We start from the raw sequence: 16,703 nt of genomic DNA on the forward strand, positions 1-16,703 counted from the left end.
GGCCGATGGCCAGGTAAGGTGCCTCGGGTGAGCGAGATCAGCGAGGGCTTCCGCCCGCCGCAACAAGCGCGCAGCCGGGCTTCGCTGCAGAAAGTCCTGGCCGCCGCCGAGAAGGTGCTGGCCGAGCAGGGCCTGGAGTCGTTCACCGTCGCCGCGGTGGCTTCGCAAGCCGGGCTGTCCGTTGGCGCGATCTACCGCCGCTTCGAGGGCAAGGAACAGCTGCTGTACGCCGTCAAGGACCAGCTGCTGACCGAGCTGGAAACCGCCGTCCGAGACGCCCTCCGCTCAGCCGCGCCCGGCCTCCGCCCGATCTTCGACGCCTTCGTGGCCGCCCTGGCGCAGACCTTCCAGGAGCACGACCGGATCTTCCCGGAACTCCTGGACGCCCAACGCTCGGACGGCAGGGATCGCGGCCTCGCCGCGCTGTCCGCGATCCAGGACGCGCTGCTCGAAGCCTTGTCGCCGTTCCTGGCCGAGACCGACGGTCTGGAAATGGCGGCCCGAACGATCATCGGCGCATGTGTCCACCGCGCCGCGACCTGCAGATTCTGGCCGGACGACCGGTCCTGGACGACCTGGGCGGAGGAGGTGGCGGAAATGGCGCTGGCGTACCTGACTTCACCAGCCGCAGCCCCCGCTTCAGGTCCCGCTAGGATGTAGTCTGCAGCGCGCGACTGCCCTCGTAGCTCAGGGGATAGAGCACGGCTCTCCTAAAGCCGGTGTCGCAGGTTCGAATCCTGCCGGGGGCACATCTTTCCTGGTCACGGGAGTGTCCAGGGGGTTTGCTTCCGCCGCGCCCGTGCTTAACCCTCCTCTTCGGGCGGTTCGATGTCCGGCCGTTCGCCGAGCGCGGGAGCGGCGTCCTCGCCGACGACGCCGCGTTCCATGTAGTCCGCCTGCGTCGTGCTGATGCGCTCGTGACCGAGGTAGTCCGCGATCTCGCGCGCCGTCAGCCCCGCAGCGTCGAGCACGGCGGCGACGTAGTGCCGGAAATCGTGCGGATGCAGGCCCTTGAACGGCGTCTTCGCGACCACCCGCCGGATCTGGGCGCATTCCCGCGCGCCAAGCGGCACGACGACAAGGCCATTGCGGTGGTTGACCTCCGCGCCTAGGACCGGCGATGCCTGTGTTCAGAGTTTCTTTTCTTGTTCAAGGCGGCCCCTGCGGGGCCGCGCCGCTTTCGGGCCAGGCACGCGGGGCCCGCCTCCGGCACCCACGCACCCGGCCCGGCGGCTGCACCTGGGGCCGCGTCCAAAGAGAAAAAGAAGTGTCCTCGCCGGACGGACAGGTCTCCGAGATGGCCGGGACCGCGCGCACGTTGCGTCCGTGAGTGACCTGCCGCCATCCCGCCGACCTCCCCGAGGGCTATCACGCCGCGTCAAGGGGGCAATTCGGCCGGCATGCTGCGGACCGCGGGAATGTGCCCCCTTGACCCGACGTGATCGGGCTGCGCCAGGTCGACGAGATGGAGGAGAGGCCACCCACTTGTAGGTGGAAAGCACAGTCTCCGCCCGATTGTTACAAACGCGAACCTGAACCGTTATAGCAGTACGTAACAAATGCACTTGATTGGCGATATCTAAAGGGTGCCGATCAAAAGTAGCGAAAGCAGCGAACCCACCAAGGACGAAGCCCGCGGCCGCCGGAAAAAAGCGGCGGTAAAGATTATCCCTTGGGTAGCAGCACCGCTGCTTACGGTAGGCACTATTTTAGCTTTACTACTTTTTATTTCCATGTCCAAGACTTCAGATCGGGGCGACGCGATAGTGCAGTCAGGTTTCACTGCGGTGATCGTTGCGTTCGCTGGGGTCCTGACAGTCAGTTATGCCGCTTTTAGGATAACTCGTTTAGACAGGAACCGTACGCGCCGAGCTCTTGAAGAAGAACGCCAACGTCTGTATACGATAATTAAAGCCTCTACCATTGCCACCGAACGGCAGAGACCCTCGAAAAACCCGCATAATGAGCCCCGACGAAAGGCGGATAAATTCACACCTCACGCAGTTGCCATTACGCCACGGGCGTTGGCATCGGCACCGTTTACACCACTTTTGGTGGAGTACTACGCTCATGGACTTGTTGAGGCAAGAAACAGCTCTACTGCAAGTCGGCGCTCAGCCTGGCTCGGGATGATAGTAATCGTAATCGGCGTACTTATGGCCATTTTGACCGCATTTACTAACTTATTTCCGGGCGGAACCCAGTCTGCTCTAATTGTCAGCGCCTCAGGGGTGCTAACAAATGCAGTCGGTGTTCTATTTCATAGGCAAGCAAATAAGGCCTTGGCGCACATGGAGAAGCAGACGCATAGTCTGCAAGGTGATATGCGCGCGGACCAGGATGGTCGAACTGCTATCAGTCTAATCGGTCGTGTTTCAAGCAACGACTTGAAGGATCAACTTCTGGCGAGTATCGCATTGCGACTCGCTGGCGCAAAATTCGCCGTGAATGATGGTTCGTTGGATGGCGAACCGACCCTGAATTCGTCACATCTCGCGCGATGATATCGAAGAGTCACGAGCAATCCGCGAGGCCTGCCCGGCAATACTTCGCGCGGCCACGGCGGAGACCGGGCAGCTCAGTCGCACCTGTCCACCCTTTACCTGACTTCCACCGCCGCTCAGCAAGGGTATCTCCGGTTGCTCCATGGTCCCCGCCACAACGAATGAGGTCAAGGGGACGTCCGTTCAAGGTGTACTGGTGGAGACTGGCCCGAATTGCTTGAGCCATCGTCGAACTGACGCCAGGTCGGAGTAGTCCGCCGCTCGGCGCACCTTCCCACGCTTTACCCTCGCCAAACGACGGCCAATGACCGCCGTTTCCGCCCCATGGCGCGCAGTTGCCTTTGCGAACAGTGCAGGCAGTGGCCCATATTGATCACCAACGCCCAGCGTCACCCACCATGATCCACAAAAGCCGGTGTCGCAGGTTCGAATCCTGCCGGGGACACATCTTCCCTGGTCGCCTTGGTGCCCAGGGGCTCTCGGCCCGCATGCCCGAAAAGATGTCCTCGCCCGGCCGGGCGGGTCTCCGAGATGGCAGGGAATGCGTGCCGGTTGTGGCGGGCCGCTCGTGCAGCAGTGCCTGGCCGAGGGCGGCTAGGCGAAAAGCCGATCCAAATACTGATCGATAGCCACCAGCGCGGCACGGGATTCGATCACGTCCAGCTCCAGCAACGGCGTCAACCCAGTCAGCGCAAGGACAAGATTCGTCTCGACAGCCGGGTCGCGATCAGCTGCGATGTACCCGTCGGCGATGGCCTGTCGGATCAGGTGTTCGACGAGGCCCCGCTTCTCGCGCAGGTCGTCGCGCAGCTTTGTGTGCAACTCCGGATCGTGTAGTGCTTCGAGGACGTACGCGGCGCTCATCCGGCTCGTGGCGCGGGCGTCGGGATGCAGCGGAAGCATCTCGGTGAGCATCACCCGCAGCACTTCTCGAGGGTGCGTGGCGCCGGCGAGGCTCTCGGCGACCCGGTGCGACGTCTGCTCCGCGGCGAACTCCATCGCGAACGTGAGCATCGCGGTCCGCGTCGAAAAGTAGTGCTGCACCTGGCCGAGAGACGCCTCCGCCTCGTGCGCGACCGCGCGCATGGTCGCGCGGTTCCAGCCCTGCTGCGCCACCACCCGCCACAACGCGCGCGCGATCGCTTCCCGGCGCTCGCGGTGGTCGACCTTCTTCGGCACGTCGGCCCTTTCCCTCGTTCCAATACACGTGACATAATACACTTGACTTGAAACCTGAGGGGGATAAGAATGAAAGACAAGATGCAGCCAGCGGTCCGGACGGTCGAGGGGGCCGTGGCGGGCCGCTGGCGGGCGGGGATGGCGGAGTTCCGCGGAATCCCGTACGCCCAGCCGCCGGTGGGCGAGCTTCGTTTCGCCGCGCCTGTCCCGGTTCCGCACTGGGAGGGCACGCGGCAGGCGACCGAATTCGGTCCGCTGCCTCCGCAGTCGGGGCCGGTCCGGATGGAGTCGGCGCACGAGACGGACTGGCTGACCCTCAACGTCTCGACGCCGGATCCGGGCGCGGCGGGCCTGCCCGTGCTGGTGTGGCTGCCGGGCGGCGGATACGTCATCTCGGTGAGCAGCGACCCGACTTACGACCCGGCCTTGTTGTGCGGGGCGGGATTGGTCGTGGTGAGCGTCAACTACCGGGTCGGCGTCGAGGGATTCGCGCTCATCGACGGCGCGCCGGCCAACCGGGGGTTCCTGGACCAGATCGCCGCCCTGGAATGGGTGCGGCGCAACATTTCCCGCTTCGGCGGCGACCCCGGTCGAGTGTGCGTCGCCGGTCAATCGGCCGGAGCGGGATCGATCGCGTCGTTGCTCGTGACGGCGCGGGGCTTATTCCAGCGTGCCATCACCCATTCCGTGCCTGGCGTTTTCGTCCTTCCCTCGCTCGCGAAGCAGGTCACCGCGGCGCTCGCGAACGGGGAAGACCTCCGGAACGTCGATCCATGGCAGTTGGCCGACAGACTCACCGCCTTCAACGCCAGTCTGTCCGGCCAGCGCGATCGCTGGGGACCGATGGCTCAGGTCGGGGCCGGGGTTTGCCCTGTTCTGGACGCTTCCCTTCCTCAGCCGCCCTGGTCCGCACTCGAGGACGGGGTCGAGCTGCTCGTCGGCCACACCCGCGACGAGTTCCGGCTGTTCTCCGTCATGGCCGGGCGGCTCGGCACGTTCACCGCCGAGGACGCCCAACGGGCCCTCGATCTCTTCGCCCCGGAACCGGATGGCTACCGGGCCGCCCACGCGGGAGTCAGCCCGGAGGAGCTGATGGAGACCGTCTATTCGGACGCACTTTTCCGGATGCCGAGCCAGCAGCTCGCCGAGGCGAACGCCTTGGCCGGCGGCAGGTCGTATCTTTTCGAGCTGTGCCTGTCCGCGCCTGGCTTCGGCGCGTGCCACAGCCTCGACGTGCCTCTCGCCTTCGGAACCTTGGACAGTCCGACCGGCCGCCAGGTGTTCGGCGAGAAACCTGATGACGCAACAATTCGGGTGTCCGAGGAGCTTCGCCAAGCCTGGGTCGGCTTCGCTGCTCATGGCGATCCTGGATGGGCTCCCTACCGTCCCGATCAGCGGCTGACCCGCGTGCTGGACGTCGAGTCGAAGACTGTTCCGTATCCGGAAGAGGCTTCGCGGAAAATCTGGGAGCATCACCCGCCTGCCCCGTTTAACCTTCCCGCGTAGCCGGTTTCGATCGCGCCATGCCGACCTGCCGATACCAGTCGAGAAGACCGGGTTGGTCGACGCTGCCGGGGTCGACCACGACATCCGGATCCTCCCCGCGCAGCAGTCTTTTCACTGGGACTTCCAGTTTCTTCCCCGTGCGGGTATGCGGAATCCCCGGTGCGGCAAGGATTTCGTCGGGAACGTGGCGCGCCGAAGCGCGTCGGCGGATGGCAGCGAGGATCCGTTGCCGCAGAGCGTCATCAAGGTCGGCTCCGTCTGTCATGGTGACGAACAACGGCATCCAGTACTCGCCGTCGCTCTGTTCCACGCCGACGACAAGAGCCTCCGCAATCTCCGGAAGTTCTTCTACTGGACCATAAATGTCACTGCTGCCCATCCGCACGCCGTGCCGGTTCAGTGTCGCATCCGAACGGCCGTGGATGATGACCGAGCCGCGGTCGGTGATGGTCGTCCAATCGCCGTGCCGCCAAACGCCGGGGAACGTGTCGAAATACGCGGCTCGGTACCGGATGCCGTCGGGGTCGTTCCAGAACCGCACTGGCATGGACGGCATCGGGCGTCGCACGACAAGCTCGCCGACAGTGTCGCGTACAGGTTCCCCGTTGCTTCCCAGCGAATCGAGCGCGACGCCAAGGCATGGAGCCGACAACTCGCCCGCCCACACCGGAGTTGTGGGCGCTGCGCTCGCGAAGGCTGTGACGACGTCCGTCCCGCCGCTGCTCGAAACGACCTGGACCCGCGAACCTAGTTCGTTTTCGACCCAGCGGTGCAGGTCGGCGGGGAACGTCGATCCGGTGACGCCTAGCCGTACCAACGCACTTAGGTCGTGATCGCTAAGACGGACACCGGCCTTGCGGCAGGACGCCAGGTAGCCGGGGCTGGTGCCCAACGTCGTCACTCGCCAGCGGGCGGCCAACTCCCACAACGCATCCGGGCGGCCGAACGCGGGACTGCCGTCGTAACAAACCGCGGTCGCTCCGACCAGCAGAGCGCCGACGAGGGAGTTCCACAGCATCCAACTCGGCGTGGTGTACCAGAGGATCCGATCGCCAGCCCGCAGGTTCTGGTGAAACGCGGCGTGCTTAAGCTGCTCAACGACAACGCCGCCGTGTCCGTGCACTATCCCTTTAGGACGGCCAGTGGTTCCCGAAGAGAACAGGATCCACAGTGGATGCTCGAAAGGAACCGGCGCGGATGCCAGCGCCTCATCGCCGCCGGTGATCGATGACCAGGGAATCGCTCCGGGTACCGATTCCGGTTCGTCGATCACCACGGTCGCGACCAAAGTGGACAGACCGGCACGCAAAGCCTTCACATCGGCACCGCGTTCGACCACCCGGCCGCCGTGTCGCGACTGGGTCGCGGTGATCAACACAGTCGGCGAGAGCTGGGCGAATCGCGCCTCCGCGGCTGATCCGACGTAGTCCAGACCGCAGGCGGCCCACACCGCCCCGAGGCTCGCAGTGGCCAGAAACGCCACGACCGCCTCCGCCGAATTAGGCAGGTACCCCACGACCCGGTCGCCGGACGACACGCCCAGTTCGGTCAGCGCAGCCGCGACGGCGCCGACCTGACGACGCAATTCACCCCAGCTCAGCTCCACCGGAGCGGAGTCCTCGGTCACCGCGATCACGGCAGTGGCGGCCTCGTCGCGGCCCCGGAACACCTCCGCCGCATAGTTCAGCGTGCTCCCCGGAAACCAGACGCTGCCCGGCATCGCCTCGGTCGCCAGCGCCGGTTGCCCCTCCGGACGCACGGGAAGTCCGAAGTAGTCCCACACCGCGGACCAGAAACCGTCGAGATCCCGCACCGACCATTCCCACAGCGTCCGGTATTCGCCGGTCAGGTCGCGGCCGGCGCGGGCCGAGGCGTACCGGGCGAAATCGGTGATCCGCGCCTCCTCCACCGGGACCCAGCCGCTCATTCGATCTCCCATTCCGCGACCGTCGTCTGCACCGCCTTGGCCGCGAGGGCTTCGAAAAGCGGCCGTCCGCCGGTGTCGGCGAGGGTGACGAACAGTCGGTTCCCGCCATCGGTGCAGCACGCGATGGGGAACGCCGAGCCGGTTTTGATCGTCTCGCGCACCGTGTTGTCTCGGACCAGCACGACCGCTTGTCCGGTGGTGGTCGCGACCCAGATTCCTTCCGGCCCCGGCCAGATTCCGTCTGGACGAGCGTCGGGGCCGATCAGGTCGGCGAGGTCGGCATAACGACGCCGATCGGTCAGCGTGCCGTCCACTCCGACGGTGAAGGCGGTCAGCCGTTGCGCAGCGGTTTCGGCGACGACCAGGGTGCGGCCGTCGTCAATGACGGCGAGGCCGTTGGGGAAATGGAGATCCTCGGCGGCGACGGTGGTTGATCCGTCGATGGCGATCCGCAACAGACGACCTGGCCGAGGTGGTTCGCCAATCGCGAAACCGACGTCGTCGACGTAGAGGTTGCCCTGCTCGTCACCGACAAGATCGCCGAGAGGACCGGTGGCCACAGCACTGAGGTTCGCGTAGGTGGCGAACTGCTCGCCGTCCCAGACGCCGATGCGCTTTTCGTGCATCATCGCTGCGGTGAGCCTGCCGTCGGGCAAGAACCACAGCCCGTTGGAGGGCGAGTTCAGCTTCGTAGCGCTCCAGCTTCCGCCCTGATCCGTCCACAGTAGACTTCCCTGGGTGTCAGACAGCCACAGTGCGCCTTGATGCCAGCGCGGCCCCTCACCCCAGGTCATCCCGGTGCCGTACGGCTTCATGCGCGCACTTCCATTCGCCGGGCGAGTTCCTTCGTCGCCGTCTCCAGTTCCGCGACGTCGGCGGCAAGGGCGAAGGCGTACCGGTCCGGGCGGATGATGGCGGCGGTGGCCGAATTCGCGGCCAGCCACTCCTCGACCGCCGGGCCAGCGTCAGCGACCACCGCGACCCCAAGCTGTCGCCACAGCTCCGCGATCTCCGCTGACACGGCCTGCTCGCCCACGACGACGAAGTTGTATCCGGTGACGTCGTCGAGTCGCGTGCCGTCGGCGGCTCGGGGCTGCGGGCCGAGCCGGCTGGGCTCCTCGCTCAGTCCAGGACCGAGCGGCGGCCTGAGCAATTCGAGGGTCTGGGGTTCCCCCAGCTCAGGATGGGTGTCGCCGATGCCGAAGGATTCGATGAGGTTGGCTTGGCGGGCGGATTCGGCGATATAGGGGCGAACGTGCGGGGCGCGCTCGCTTTCGTAGGTGTCGAGCAGGCTGTCGGGGCTGACCCCCTGGACGACCGCGGCGAGTTTCCAGGCGAGGTTCGCCGCGTCGCGGAGCCCGGAACACATGCCCTGGCCGAGCATCGGCGGCATCTCGTGCGCGGCGTCGCCGGCGAGGAACAGCCTTCCCGAACGCCAGCCGTGCACGAGCCGCGCGTGCCACTCGTAGGTATCGGCTCGCATGATGCGGTAGCTGCCCGGCTCGATCCAGCGGCTGAGGGCGTCGTACACCGCCTGCGGGCGTTCGAGCGCGGCGGCGTCGTCTCCGTCGAGGAGCATGAATTCGAACCGCAGCATCGGGGGAAAGATCGGCACGTAGGTAATCGGCCGCTTGCCTTGGCACAGAATGAATCCAGAGTCCGCGGGCAGTGCCGGAGGATGCTCGAACGGATGGATGTCGACGATGAGCGAGCGTTGCGTCCCCTCGAGGTCTTCGACTTCGGAACCCATCAATTGCCGGACGAAGGAATTCGCTCCGTCCGATCCGACGGCGTAGGCCGCTTTGAGTGTCTTGACCTGGTTCCGATCCGACACCGTGAGGTACACCGCGTCGGCGTCCTGGGCGATCTCGGTGACGGACCAGCCGAACCACAGGTCGACGTTCGGGTCGCTCGCGAGCAAACCGCGCAGCCGGGATTCGAAATCCGGTTGGTGGAACTGGTAATCCGTACGCCAGCCTTGTCCGGATTCGTCTCGCGCATGGGCGAATTCGAGGAACGGCGTCCCGTCCGGCAGTTGCAGCGTCCATCCGGCCTGCCGCAGAAACCGCTGCTCCAGATCGGCCGCGCCGAGCGTTTGCAGGGTGCGCATCGATTCGTCGTCGAGGTGGGTCGCTCGCGGATGGTGGCAGACGATCCGGTTCGGATCGATCGCGGCGACCCGGAGTCCTTTCGCGCTGAGCAACCGCGCGAGGGTCAAGCCGACCGGGCCGCAGCCCACGACGGCGATGTCGTATGTGTCCATTACTGTTCCTCCGCTCAAGCCGGTTCTTCGACCGGCTGAGATGTGGGAGTCGCCGCGGTGCGGCGGAAACTTCCGAGGACAACGGTGAGGAGAGCCCCGAAGATCGCCGGCACCGCGAAAAGAAGGAAATTCCACTGTGGAGCGAAACCGGCGGCAAGAACCCAGCCGCCGAGCACCGGACCGGCGATCGCGCCGATCCGGCCGATTCCCAGCGCGACGCCGATCGCGCTGGCCCTGGCGTGCGCCGGATAAGTGCGGGCGATGTACACGTTGATCAATCCCTGTACGCCGAACGCGCCCGCGCCGCCGATCAGCACGATTACGGAGAGCACGACCAACGGCGACCGGATGCTCAAGGCGGCCATGGCGCCTGCGGCGACGACGAAACAAGCGATAATGGGAATTCTCGACCCAGCCCGGTCGGCGAGCACCGCGATCGCGAGGCCGCCGACGGTCGCGCCGACGTTGAGCAGGGTAAGGAACATCAGCGAGGAATTCAGCGGATACTGTGCGGCTTGCATCAATTGCGGCAGCCAGGTGTTGATCCCGAAGATGAGCAAGAACGAACAGATCACCATGACGCAGAACAGGGTGGTCGTTCCCGTGTACGGCTTCCGCAGCACAACACGCAAGCCCCGTGCCCCCGTCGGCTCTCGCCGATATACCGGTGATTCGGGCAGCCAGCGGTAAGTCATCGGCAGCAACAGCAGCCCGACCACGCCGCCGACCACGTACTCCGGCCGGAAGTTGTCTCCCTGCAGGAAAGACGCGGCCACGACGGCCGCCAGCGATCCGCCCACCGTTACTCCGCATTGGACGATCGCCGAGCTGATGTTCTTCCGTTTCGGGGGAGCCAGTTCGAAGATCAGCGGCCCCATCGCGGGGTACACCGCGCCGACGCCGAGCCCGACGACGAGCCTGCTGGCGCCGAACAGTTCCGGATTGGGCGCGAAGGCGCAGGCGAACATGCCCAGCGAGACAAGCGCGATGCTGAGCAAGGTCGTCCGGCGGCGACCGTATCGGTCGGTGAGCGGACCGACCAGCAGGGCCCCGAAGAGCATGCCCACCGGGGTGAGACTGCCCAACGTGCCCAATTCGGGAAGGGAAAGATGCCACGGCTGGTGCCGGAGCAGCAGCGGCGTCGTCGCGCCGAAAGCGACGAGGTCGTACCCTTCCAGCGTCATGACGGCGAGCCCGATCGCGATGGCTCGCCACGGCATAGTCCTCACGTGATTGCCTTCGCGGTCGGCAGGCGCAGCACTCGTTCGGCATTGCCGTGGCTGATTTTGTCGCGATCGCGGTTGCTGATCGGCGCCTGTTCGAGGAACTGGACGGCCTCGGCAGTGTCCTCGAAGGGATAGTCGACGGCGAACAGGATCGCGTCCGCGCCGACGGCCAGGATCGCGCCGGCGAGCGCGGCCGGGGAACACGCCCCGCTGGTGGTGATCAGGATGTTGTCGCCGAAGTATTCCGACGGTTTCCGGGCGAGCGTCCGGTGTTCCTGCCGGTCGTAGCGCGAATCAAGCCGCGCGAGCTGAAACGGCAGGAACTCGCCGAGGTGGCCGAGAATGAGCGTGGCCCCCGGATGCCGGTCGAAGACACCGCCGAAAATCAGCCGGAGCGCGTGCCCGCTGGTCTCCGCCGCCCAGCTCCACAATGGACCCCGCAGTTCCGGCCGTCCCTCGAGCACCTGCCACGGCTCGGCCGGGGGAGCGCCTGGGTGGAGGTAGAGCGGCACGTTTAGTTCCTCGAGTGCGGCCCACACCGGTTCGTAGCGCGGGTCGTCGAGGTAAATGCCGTTGGTGTGGTCGTTGACGAGCGCACCGCTGAGCCCGAGCGTGCCGACGGCTCGGCGGAGTTCTGCCACTGCTGCCTCGGGATCCTGGAGCGGCAACGCGGCCAGGCCGCGGAACCGATCCGGATGATCGGCGATGACCTCGGCTAGATGGTCATTGGCGATCCGGGCGTCTTTGACTGCCTGCCCGGCGTCGGTGAGGCCCTGGATTCCGGGTGCGGTCAGGGAAAGCACCTGGATTTCGATGCCGTGCTCATCCATTTCCGGCAGCCGGTAATTCGTGTAGTCGCACAACCGTTTTCCCCAGTCCTCGACCCACCGCGCGGCGGTTTCCGTTTTGGGCACTGGGTAACCGGCCTGTAGTTCGGGGAGCGCGAACGCTTCCTCCATAGCGATGAAACGCAAGATGATGGCCTTTCGGTTCAGCTGCCTGCCGCGTGCGCGCCGGTCATGTGCGCCGCGAGGTCTTCCGGATTGATGAACGACGGCGGAGGCGGCGGGCCCCATTCGTAGAGCGACCGCATGCCCTCGAACGATCGCGGCGTCCAGAGCTGGTCGTCGACGATGGCGTCCATGTCGGAGTAGTACTCGGCGAAGTTTCCGGCGGGATCCTTGAGGTACCAGAAGAAGTTTGACCCGATGTGGTGCCGCCCCAGTCCCCAGACGTGCCGTTCGGGATGTTCGGCGAGCATGCTCATCGCTCCCCGCCCGACATCGTCCACATCGGACACCTGCCAGGAGGTGTGGTGCAGGAAATTGAGCGGAGCCTGTTGTACCAGCAGGTTGTGGTGATCGGTGGAACACCGCAGGAACGCCGCCCGGCCCGGGACCACGTCGCTGACCTTGAACCCGATGCCGTCGGTGAAGAACCGCTGGGTCGATTCCTGTTCGACTGTCCCGATCACGACGTGCCCCAGCGCGAGCGGCCGCACCGGCTCGGTCCGGGACAGCACGGGTGCCCGGGTGCCAGCGCGGTCGAGCCGACCAGGCCCGTTGTAGAGGGTCGCCGGTACGACTGCGCGCACCAGCCGCGGCGCGACGACCGCTTCGACGGCGATGTCCGCGATCGGTTCCCGCGCGCGCAGGGTTTCCGCGTCGCGCTGTGCCGGAATGCCCAGCCGGTCGAGGTTCGCCGCGATCCGGCCGAGGTCGTCAGCGTCGTCGACCGCGACGGTCATCTCCAGCAAACGGCGGACTCGCGAGTGCTTGAGGACGAACTGCTCCCCGCCCTCGACCGTGGCGAACCGGCCCGGCGCGAGCTGCGTAAGCCCGAAGTCGTCGTAGTAACCGGCGGTGCCCGCGACGTCAGGAACACCGATGGTCAGCGACTTCAATCTGTGCAGTGCCATGGAATTACCCCTTTCCCCCGGCGACGCAGATCTGCCGGAGCTGTCCGATGCCCTCGATCCGAGTGATCACTTCGTCGTCGGGCCGCAGGTAGCGCTGCGGGGACCGCGAATGCCCGACGCCCGAAGGCGTGCCGGTGAAGATGAGGTCGCCGGGCAGCAGGGGGCACACCGCCGACAGCCGGGCGATCAGCTCGGCGACCGAGAAGACCATCGACGAGGTGCGCGCCTTCTGGACGCTCTCGCCGTTGACGAGGCATTCGATCGCGAGGTCGTCGGGGTCGGCGAACTCGTCCGCGGTCACCAGCACCGGCCCCGTCGGGGCGAACCCCGGGAACGACTTGCCGAGCGAAAACTGCGGGACCGGCCCCGCGGCCTGCACGACCCGTTCGGAAAAGTCCTGCCCCACAGTCAATCCCGCCACATGCAGCCAGGCGTCCTCAGCCGCGGTTTTCTCGGCCCGGCGGCCGATCACGACCACGAGCTCCGCTTCCCAGTCGACGAACTCGCTGGGCAGCCGCAGCCGGGTGTCCGGCCCGGTGAGGGAGGTGGCGAACTTCGTGAAGGTCGCGGGCGACTCCGGCAGTGCGAGCCCCGCTTCCTGCGCGTGCTCGCGGTAGTTCAACCCGATCGCGAAGATCTGCCGCGGCTTCGGCGAGGGGCTCCCCGCCTGGCCCTCGGGCGCGACCGGCCCGTCGGCCGTCGCCCGCCCCCACTCCGCGAACTCGGTCCAGCGCTCGAAAACCGCGAGCGGATCGGCCGGAAACCGCCCGCCGCTCGCGCCCTCGACGTCGATCACCTTGTCGTCGAGCACCAGGCACATCCGGCCCGCCCGTGTCGTCGTTTTCATGCTCCGCGTCCTTCCGCTCCGTCCCGGCCAGTGAACACCCAGTAATCTCGATAAGTCAACTAAATCTCGAGATTATGGTGTGTATGCGGAACCGAGTACGATCTTCGACATGACTGGCGCTCGCAGCACGACCCGCGTCGAGGACGTCTACCTGCGTCTTCGCGCCGACATCCTCAACGGCCGGCACGAGCCCGGATCGCGGCTGCGCGTGGAAGCGCTCAAGGGCGACTACGACGCCAGCAGCGGCGTCCTGCGTGAAGCGCTTCCCCGTCTCGTGGGCCAGGGGCTCGCGACTTTCGCGCCGCAGCAAGGATTCCGGGTCATCGATGTCTCCCCGGACACCCTGCAAGACCTCACCGAGGCACGCGTGGTCGTCGAGACGCACGTGGTCCGCGAATCCCTCGCGCACGGCAGCATCGAATGGGAGTCCGATCTGCTCGCGGCGCACCACAATCTCGCCCGCACCACGTTCGCCGACGAGTCAGACGCGATCAACGAGCGGTGGCTGGCCGCGCACGCCCGGTTTCACCAGGTCCTGCTGGAGGGCTGCCCCAACCAGCACTTGCGCGCGGTGGCGACGCAGCTGCGCGAATCCGCCGAGGTCTACCGATGCTGGGCTCGCACCTCGAGCGAGGGCAGCCACCGGGATGTCGCCGCGGAACACCGGCTGATCTGCGATCGAGCGATCGAGCGAGACGTCGCGGGCACGGTCGAGGCGCTGCGGGACCACATCGAGCTGACTACGAAGCTGCTGCTCGACGACTATCGGAACCGGGGAGGCGAATAGGCGGGGTGACCATGCTTCAAGTGTTGCCACGTTGCGTAACCGGCGTCCAAGACTGGTTCGCTATCCGGCGATAACCTGACGGCATGGTTGAGGCCTACTGTTCGCCGCGTTCGATCCGGTACTGCTGCTTGAGTTCCGGATAACTGTGCTCGGGTCATCGCTGGCTACAGCACGGTGCTGGTGGAAACCGTCCGCCGCCGCATCGATGGCGAGCCGGAGCAGGCAGTGGAGTAGGACCATCGCACCCGTCTCGAACGACTGTTCACGGCACTGCGCGACGGCGTCGTGGCGCACTGATGATCAGTTCGGGACGATCAGTGCGACGGCCGTAGCGAGAATGATTCCGCCGCAGCCGCCGAGCAGTACGGCGCCGACCAATCGAGGGCTCCCATTTCTGGTGAGCACAAGGAAAAGTCCGATTGCGCCCAGCGCGAGGGCAATCGCGCCAAGAATGAGCAGCGCGGGCGGAAACGCCATCGTCGGTCCTGCGGGCTGCGGGTCGGTGAATGACGGGCTTGGGGGAAGCGTGTCAGTCGCTGAGGCAGGTTGAGCCACCGTTTTGCTGGGTTGCGGCTGCGTGCCGGAACAGCCTGCCAGCAGCGCCAAAACCGTCGAACACGCGAGAATCTGGCGTGCACAGTGCATGCAAGCTCCCTCTGGCCGGGCAACTGCGGAGGCGGGCAGCGGTGAGAAGCGGTCCGCCTCCGCATCCGGACGCTACCCGTTGGCCAACTTTCGGTAAAGGTTTCCTTGGCCGGCGTCGGTGAAATAGGGCGAACGAAGGTTATTGAAAATATCTCCGTTGCTGGTGTCGCCGTGCACCAGGCCGACGCCGGTGCCGTTCGGTTTGTCCTGGTAGTCGACGAGCCAAGGACCGCCGGACGAGCCTCCGCCGAGGGCGCAGCCGATCGTCACTTGATTAGGAAAGAAAACACTTGCTTTGGCAGTTTTTCCTTGGCAGTTGTACTGCTCTCGCCCGCCGTCTTTGTCGGCTGGGTAGCCGATGATGGTCACATCGCGTTCGTAGGGGCCGCCGACCTGCAGGCCGTTCGCGAAATTTCCGACCGCGTCGACCAGGTTTTGCCCTTGGAAATTCTTACCTACAACAGCGATAGCGGTATCGTAGCCCCAGGAATTTCGATCGGACCATCCTTTGAGGGTGCCGAGGTTGTAGGAGACGAACCTGCCGAATGGGCTGTCCCCGTTGTGGTATCCCGGCACGAAAGTGAACTTTTCCATCCACTTCTTGTCTTCGTAGGCGCAGTGTCCAGCAGTGACAACCATGTTCTTGGCCGGGCTGTTGACGACGCTGCCGGAGCAGACATAGTCCTTTCCGTCTCCGGGATTGTGGAAGAAAACTTTGCCTGTGGTGCGCGTGATGTAGATGTTCCGGATTCCGGAATCGTGTTCGGTGTGCAGCAGGGGCGCTGCGATGTCGACCGTCGGCTCAATTGCCGGATCCGGATCGCTGGGTGCCTGCTGGCGTGCATTGTGACCAGCCGGAACGGCGAGTCTCATTCTTTCAGCGGTCCAGTAGGATCTGGTCTCTCGTTCGTACTCCGCTAACGGCCCTCTGGTTGGATTTGAGGTGACTGCCTGATTGTCTTCACTCGATTTTTCTCGAGTGCCAGCTTGCGCCGGTGCTGAGACAATCCCCAGCAGTAATAAGAATAGTCCGAGCATGATTGCTGGTTGCAAGATTTTTTGCATCATTCCTCCCCGAATGAAGACACTTGCGCGATTTCACACTAGCACTCAAGGTTGAGTCCTGGTGTAATCCATCGGGGTGACACTGCGTCGCCAAGGATTTCGGCGGAAAAGACTAAACCGCGGCAGAACCCTCGGCCTGATCGACTTTGCATCGAGCGCAGGTGTGGAAAAATACGCTCGACAAGGTTGCCGCGCGTCTTTTCGTCGGCATCGGGCAACGAGGTTTCGTATTCTTCGCTGGCTGGGTCCTCGGACGGTTTCGCGCGAAGTCGGCGGAGGCGGTCATGGAGCTGGACCGGCCGCGCGGCTCATGGCGATGGTGAATAGATGGCGGCCCTCAGGTGTCTCGATGTGCACCGCCCGCCCGCAAGCGCACCGACGACAGAAGTCACGCTGGGTGCAACTTTCTCTGTCTGGTGACACTCTCCGCAGCGGCCCCGGCGTCGGAGCCAACGCAACACCGCAATCCTCGGATTCGGAAGCAGTAGCAGAGGATGCGCTGGTCGGACCTCAGATGCGCTGGGCCCAGTGGCTCGTAAAACCGATCGGGTCGCCAGAGCCGGACAAATCGGCACGATCGTCGGCGGCCTTGGCGAGGGGTCCCCGACGACCAGGCACCCCGGCGGCGAAGCCCGTCCAGCAGCGCGGCCCGCGTCCCCGCCTCGCTCGCCGCGCACTCGGCAACCGATATCCCGACCGCGATGGACCGGCCACCGGTGTGCGCTCGATGAACATTCGCTTCTTCTGGATCGGTTACGCAACTCGGTGGTGCCCACCCGAAGAACTCACTCAAGTGGGTGACCTGCAACAGGGTTGACTGCTGTTCCCGGCCGCTC

The 16,703-nt window shown here is 65.3% G+C and carries 15 protein-coding genes and 1 tRNA gene; 5 read left to right on the forward strand and 11 right to left on the reverse strand.

Annotated elements, in window-relative coordinates:
* The first annotated feature begins 27 nt into the window (after positions 1-27).
* Entirely contained in the window at positions 28-660 is a 633-nt protein-coding gene (locus tag ACZ7OI_RS07845) for a TetR/AcrR family transcriptional regulator (RefSeq protein WP_470263344.1), read from the forward strand.
* 16 nt (positions 661-676) lie between these two features.
* Positions 677-749, forward strand: a tRNA-Arg gene (locus tag ACZ7OI_RS07850).
* Positions 750-803: 54 nt separating this feature from the next.
* Here ACZ7OI_RS07850 and ACZ7OI_RS07855 read toward each other — a convergent pair.
* Positions 804-1,073: a tyrosine-type recombinase/integrase gene (locus ACZ7OI_RS07855; RefSeq protein ID WP_470263345.1), complete on the reverse strand. Its 270-nt coding sequence runs from the start codon at positions 1,071-1,073 to the stop codon at positions 804-806.
* Positions 1,074-1,586: 513 nt separating this feature from the next.
* On the opposite strand from ACZ7OI_RS07855, the gene ACZ7OI_RS07860 reads away from it, so the two are divergent.
* The gene (locus ACZ7OI_RS07860) at positions 1,587-2,504 is read left to right on the forward strand and encodes a TRADD-N-associated membrane domain-containing protein (protein ID WP_470263346.1); all 918 of its coding nucleotides are present in this window, start codon (positions 1,587-1,589) and stop codon (positions 2,502-2,504) included.
* A 594-nt stretch (positions 2,505-3,098) separates the two neighbouring features.
* Here ACZ7OI_RS07860 and ACZ7OI_RS07865 read toward each other — a convergent pair.
* Positions 3,099-3,683 (reverse strand): TetR/AcrR family transcriptional regulator, encoded by a 585-nt coding sequence (locus tag ACZ7OI_RS07865; protein WP_470263347.1) that lies wholly within the window; start codon positions 3,681-3,683, stop codon positions 3,099-3,101.
* Positions 3,684-3,752: 69 nt separating this feature from the next.
* Between ACZ7OI_RS07865 and ACZ7OI_RS07870 the strand changes: the two genes are divergently transcribed.
* Positions 3,753-5,189, forward strand: a complete 1,437-nt coding sequence (locus ACZ7OI_RS07870; protein WP_470263348.1) for a carboxylesterase/lipase family protein — start codon at positions 3,753-3,755, stop codon at positions 5,187-5,189.
* Here the strand turns inward: ACZ7OI_RS07870 and ACZ7OI_RS07875 are convergent.
* Genes ACZ7OI_RS07875 through ACZ7OI_RS07905 form a run of 7 tightly spaced genes read right to left on the reverse strand, consistent with a single transcriptional unit; the run spans position 5,173 to position 13,370 of the window.
* Positions 5,173-7,116, reverse strand: a complete 1,944-nt coding sequence (locus ACZ7OI_RS07875; protein ID WP_470263349.1) for an acetoacetate--CoA ligase — start codon at positions 7,114-7,116, stop codon at positions 5,173-5,175. The genes ACZ7OI_RS07870 and ACZ7OI_RS07875 overlap by 17 nt on opposite strands.
* On the reverse strand, positions 7,113-7,931 hold the full coding sequence (locus ACZ7OI_RS07880; protein WP_470263350.1) for an SMP-30/gluconolactonase/LRE family protein: 819 nt from the start codon (positions 7,929-7,931) through the stop codon (positions 7,113-7,115). The genes ACZ7OI_RS07875 and ACZ7OI_RS07880 overlap by 4 nt, the downstream gene beginning before the upstream one ends.
* The gene (locus tag ACZ7OI_RS07885) at positions 7,928-9,379 is read right to left on the reverse strand and encodes a bifunctional 3-(3-hydroxy-phenyl)propionate/3-hydroxycinnamic acid hydroxylase (RefSeq protein ID WP_470263351.1); all 1,452 of its coding nucleotides are present in this window, start codon (positions 9,377-9,379) and stop codon (positions 7,928-7,930) included. Before ACZ7OI_RS07885 ends, ACZ7OI_RS07880 begins: the two co-directional genes overlap by 4 nt.
* 14 nt (positions 9,380-9,393) lie before the next feature.
* On the reverse strand, positions 9,394-10,599 hold the full coding sequence (locus tag ACZ7OI_RS07890; RefSeq protein WP_470263466.1) for an MFS transporter: 1,206 nt from the start codon (positions 10,597-10,599) through the stop codon (positions 9,394-9,396).
* A 5-nt stretch (positions 10,600-10,604) separates the two neighbouring features.
* Positions 10,605-11,579, reverse strand: coding sequence for an amidohydrolase family protein (locus ACZ7OI_RS07895; protein WP_470263352.1), 975 nt, complete (start codon positions 11,577-11,579; stop codon positions 10,605-10,607).
* A gap of 17 nt (positions 11,580-11,596) precedes the next feature.
* Entirely contained in the window at positions 11,597-12,523 is a 927-nt protein-coding gene (locus ACZ7OI_RS07900) for a VOC family protein (protein ID WP_470263353.1), read from the reverse strand.
* Between the two features lie 4 nt (positions 12,524-12,527).
* Entirely contained in the window at positions 12,528-13,370 is an 843-nt protein-coding gene (locus ACZ7OI_RS07905; RefSeq protein WP_470263354.1) for a fumarylacetoacetate hydrolase family protein, read from the reverse strand.
* A gap of 109 nt (positions 13,371-13,479) precedes the next feature.
* On the opposite strand from ACZ7OI_RS07905, the gene ACZ7OI_RS07910 reads away from it, so the two are divergent.
* Positions 13,480-14,157, forward strand: coding sequence for a GntR family transcriptional regulator (locus ACZ7OI_RS07910; protein WP_470263355.1), 678 nt, complete (start codon positions 13,480-13,482; stop codon positions 14,155-14,157).
* Positions 14,158-14,457: 300 nt separating this feature from the next.
* Here ACZ7OI_RS07910 and ACZ7OI_RS07915 read toward each other — a convergent pair whose 3' ends face one another.
* Both ACZ7OI_RS07915 and ACZ7OI_RS07920 read right to left on the reverse strand, forming a co-directional pair.
* A complete protein-coding gene (locus ACZ7OI_RS07915; protein WP_470263356.1) occupies positions 14,458-14,634 on the reverse strand; it encodes a hypothetical protein in 177 nt (58 codons plus the stop codon).
* Positions 14,635-14,874: 240 nt separating this feature from the next.
* Complete coding sequence (locus ACZ7OI_RS07920) at positions 14,875-15,870, reverse strand: trypsin-like serine peptidase (protein ID WP_470263357.1); 996 nt, start codon at positions 15,868-15,870, stop codon at positions 14,875-14,877.
* Positions 15,871-16,703 lie beyond the last annotated feature (833 nt).

Source organism: Amycolatopsis sp. NPDC114503 (genome assembly GCF_055633655.1).